Consider the following 4,385-nt stretch of genomic DNA (forward strand, 5'->3'; position numbering starts at 1 on the left):
GGTTTATTGACCTGGTGTTTCGTCATCAGGGGCGTTATTACCTGCTTGATTACAAATCTAACTGGCTGGGTGAAGACAGCGCAGCCTACACGCAGCAGGCGATGGCCTCAGCCATGCAGGCGCATCGCTACGACCTGCAATATCAACTTTATACCCTGGCGCTGCATCGCTACTTACGCCATCGCATTGCTGATTATGACTATGAACGCCATTTTGGCGGCGTTATCTATCTTTTCCTGCGCGGCGTTGATGGCGAGGATCCGCAGCAGGGAATTTACGCCACCCGACCAGACGGAGAATTGATCGCTTTGATGGATGAGATGTTTGCCGGTGCGGAGCTGGAGGAGATGTCATGACAATCCAGAAACGATTACTGGAAGCCGTTGAACAAAAACAGCTCCGGCCTCTGGATGCCCAGTTTGCGCTGGCAGTGGCCGGAAATGGTAATCCTGCGGTTGCGCTGGCTGCGGCATTGCTCAGCCGCGAAGCGGGAGAAGGGCACGTCTGCTTACCACTTTCGCGATTATCCTTACGCGAAGATGCTCATCCTTTGTTAAGCGCCTGGCTTGCTGAGATGGGCGAGCCTGAAGACTGGGCGGAATGTTTGCTGGCCTCCGGGGCAGTAAGCCATGGCGAGCAACCGACCCCGCTGGTGCTGTACGGCGATCGCCTGTATCTGAACCGCATGTGGCATAACGAACGCGCGGTGGCGCGTTTTTTCAGTGAAGTTAACCACGCCATTGAGGTGGATGAACAACGGCTGACTGACACGCTGGAGGCGCTGTTTCCATCATCGGAAGGCGTTAACTGGCAAAAGGTGGCCGCTGCTGTGGCGTTGACCCGCCGTATATCAGTGATCTCCGGCGGGCCGGGCACCGGAAAAACGACAACGGTCGCGAGACTTCTGGCGGCGTTGATCCAGATGGCGGACGGTGAACGCTGCCGTATTCGTCTGGCGGCGCCAACGGGAAAAGCGGCTGCGCGTCTGACCGCCTCGCTGGGAGCGGCGTTGCGAGAACTGCCGCTTACCGATGAGCAAAAGAAACGCATTCCCGATGATGCCAGTACGCTGCATCGGTTATTAGGCGCTCAGCCCGGCAGCCAGCGCTTGCGTCATCACGCGGGGAATCCGCTGCATGTGGATGTGCTGGTGGTGGATGAAGCCTCGATGATTGATTTGCCGATGATGTCGCGCCTTATCGATGCCCTACCGCCGCACGGGCGGGTGATTTTTCTCGGCGATCGTGACCAGCTCGCCTCCGTCGAGGCGGGGGCGGTGCTCGGGGATATTTGTGCTTTTGTCAGCGAAGGATTTACCCCGGAACGCGCCCGGCAGCTTAGTCGCCTGACCGGTAGCGCTATTCCGGCGGGAACGGGTACTCAGGCGGCGGCGTTACGTGACAGCTTGTGTCTGCTGCAAAAAAGCTACCGTTTCGGCAGTGATTCTGGGATCGGTCAATTGGCTGCTGCGATTAATTGCGGTGACAAAGCTGCGGTAAAAACGGTTTTCCAGCAGGGATTCAGCGATATCGAAAAACGCACGTTACGCAGCAGTGAAGATTACGCCGCGATGCTGGATGAGGCGCTGGCAGGTTATGGGCACTACCTGGATTTACTGCATGAGGGCGCCGCGCCGGATGCCATCATTCAGGCCTTCAATGAGTATCAGCTGCTATGCGCTTTGCGGGAAGGGCCGTTTGGCGTAGGCGGTTTGAATGAGCGCATTGAGCAGGTGATGGCGCAAAAACGTAAAATTCACCGTTCGACGCACAGTCGTTGGTATGAGGGAAGACCGGTGATGGTTTCGCGCAATGACAGTTCGCTGGGGTTATTTAACGGTGATATTGGCATTGCCCTCGATCGCGGACAAGGGCTGAGGGTGTGGTTTGCGCTGCCGGACGGTTCGATTAAGTCGGTGCAACCCAGCCGCTTGCCTGAGCATGAAACCACCTGGGCGATGACGGTACATAAATCGCAGGGCTCTGAGTTTGACCATGCGGCGCTGATTTTACCCAGCCAGCATTCCCCCGTGGTTACCCGCGAGCTGGTCTATACCGCCGTAACCCGCGCGCGCCGCCGTCTGTCGCTGTATGCCGATGAACGAATATTGGGCGGGGCAATTGTCATGCGTACCGAACGCCGCAGCGGGCTATCAGCATTATTTAATGACGGCATGATGTAGCTGTAGGCCGGATGAGGCTGTTATGCCGCATCCGGCAGCCACGCCTAGGCCAAATCAGCCATCAGCACTTTTGATCGCCGCTGATAGTTGTACATCTCTTTCTTGCTTTCCGGCAGCAGGTCGATATCCACCGGCGTGAAGCCGCGCTCCTGGAACCAGTGGATGCTGCGGGTGGTCAGTACGAACAGCTTACTCAGCCCCATTTGCCGGGCCTGCGCGGCGATCCGCTCCAGCAATACTTCCCCACGTGACGAACTACGGTAATCCGGGTGTACCGCCACGCAGGCCATTTCGCCAATCCTCTCTTCCGGGAAAGGATACAGTGCGGCGCAGGCGATGGTCAGGTTATCGCGCTGAATAATGGTGAATTTGTCGATCTCCATTTCCAGTTGCTCGCGGGAGCGGCGGACCAGAATGCCTTGTTGTTCCAGCGGACGGATCAGCTCCAGAATGCCACCGATATCGTTAATGGTGGCGCGGCGAATTTGCTCCGCGCTTTCCATCACGATTTGCGTACCGATGCCATCGCGGGAGAACAGTTCCTGCAGCAACGCGCCATCTTCCTGATAGCTGATCAGGTGGCAGCGGCGTACGCCACTGCGACAAGCTTTCACCGCACCACGCAGGAAGCGCACCGTACCTGAGCTGTAGTCACCTTTCTCTTCCTGTGACTCGACGCGCGCCTGGGCTTCGTTAGGGAACAATTCGGAAATAATATCGCCATCATCGTTGGTGACCCCTTGGGACGAGCAAAAGCCAATCATTTTCTCCGCCTTCAGTTTGATAGCCAACTGCGTGGCGACCTCTTCTGACGTCAGATTAAAGCTCTCACCGGTAACGGAAACGGCGACTGGCCCCATCAGGACTATCGCGCCACTGTCCAGTTGACGGTGAATGGCCTCTTCATCAATACGACGAATACGCCCGCTATGGCAGTAGTCCACGCCGTCATCAACGCCCAGCGGTTGGGAGATAATAAAATTACCGCTGACCACATTGATATGCGCACCCTGCAATGGCGTATTATTCAGGCTCATCGACAGGCGGGCGGTAATATCAAGCTGGAGCAATCCCGCAGCCTGTTTGACCAGCTCCAGGGTTTTAGCGTCGGTGACGCGCGTATTTTTGTGGTACACCGGCTCATAATGATGCGCCGCAAGATTGGCATCAATCTGCGGTCGTGCGCCATAGACTACGACAAGGCGGATGCCGAGGCTATGAAGAAGCCCAATGTCATTGACGATACTGGAAAAGTTTTCATGCTCGATGGCTTCGCCGCCCAGCATAATGACAAACGTTTTTCCCCGATGGGTATTGATATAGGGAACAGAATGGCGGAATCCCTGTACCAGTTCGGTTCTACGCTCCTTCACCACGGCACACCCTCATTGCATGATTATTCGTAATTTATGTATTTTTATTCTGTTTTGGTGCTGTGCGCAAGCGTAATTTTTACTCATGCCGAAGATTTTTTTCAGTAATGCCGTGAATATAAAAAGAATGTTTACCCTTTTATAGATGACAGATTATGCGTCATTCGTTAAAGTTTCCGGTCAATTCGGACGTTTTACGTATTACTTCAATAAAGATTTCTTTTGCTCGGGAGAAGCATGTCGGGATCCAATTCAGCAATCAGTCGCCGTCGTTTACTGCAAGGTGCGGGTGCTATGTGGCTTTTGAGCGTCAGTCAGGTTGGTCTGGCTGCCGTGAGTCAGGTCGTTGCCGTTCGTATCTGGCCTGCGTCCAGTTATACCCGCGTCACGGTGGAATCCAACCGTTTGCTGAAATACAAACAGTTTGCCCTGAGTAATCCTGAGCGTGTGGTTGTCGATATTGAAGGCGTTAATTTGAACTCGGTGCTTAAGGGCATCGGCGCGCAGATTCGTCCTGACGATCCCTATATTAAGTCGGCGAGAGTCGGGCAATTTGACCCGCAGACCGTGCGGATGGTGTTCGAGCTGAAACAGAATGTGAAGCCGCAACTCTTTGCCCTGGCCCCCGTCGCCGGTTTTAAAGAGCGTCTGGTCATGGATCTTTATCCTGCTAATGCGCAGGATGTTCAGGATCCGCTGCTGGCGTTGCTTGAAGATTACAACAAGGGCGATCTGGATAAACAGGTGCCGCCTGCGCAAAGTGGTCCGCAGCCGGGTAAAGCGGGGCGCGATCGTCCGATTGTCATTATGCTGGACCCCGGGCACGGTGG

General features: G+C 55.2%; 4 protein-coding genes. 3 read left to right on the forward strand and 1 reads right to left on the reverse strand.

All coding sequences use genetic code 11. From position 1 onward, the window contains the following. Together KQJ18_RS21920 and recD are read left to right on the forward strand one after the other, a co-directional pair. On the forward strand, positions 1-356 hold a 356-nt coding region (locus tag KQJ18_RS21920; protein ID WP_216422730.1), incomplete at its 5' end, for a hypothetical protein. Further along, on the forward strand, positions 353-2,182 hold the full coding sequence (recD, locus tag KQJ18_RS21925; protein WP_216422731.1) for an exodeoxyribonuclease V subunit alpha: 1,830 nt from the start codon (positions 353-355) through the stop codon (positions 2,180-2,182). The genes KQJ18_RS21920 and recD, both read left to right, overlap by 4 nt. A 44-nt stretch (positions 2,183-2,226) precedes the next feature. On the opposite strand, the gene argA is transcribed toward recD, so the two are convergent. Continuing rightward, positions 2,227-3,558 carry an amino-acid N-acetyltransferase gene (gene argA / locus KQJ18_RS21930; RefSeq protein WP_038633289.1) on the reverse strand — a complete coding sequence of 444 codons (1,332 nt, stop codon included), beginning with the start codon at positions 3,556-3,558 and terminating at the stop codon, positions 2,227-2,229. A gap of 234 nt (positions 3,559-3,792) precedes the next feature. Between argA and KQJ18_RS21935 the strand changes: the two genes are divergently transcribed. After that, positions 3,793-4,385, forward strand: a 593-nt coding sequence (locus KQJ18_RS21935) for an AMIN domain-containing protein (RefSeq protein ID WP_216422732.1), incomplete at its 3' end; no start/stop codon positions are given.

Source organism: Citrobacter sp. S55_ASV_140, from assembly GCF_018919505.1.
Classification (GTDB): Bacteria; Pseudomonadota; Gammaproteobacteria; order Enterobacterales; family Enterobacteriaceae; genus Citrobacter; species Citrobacter werkmanii.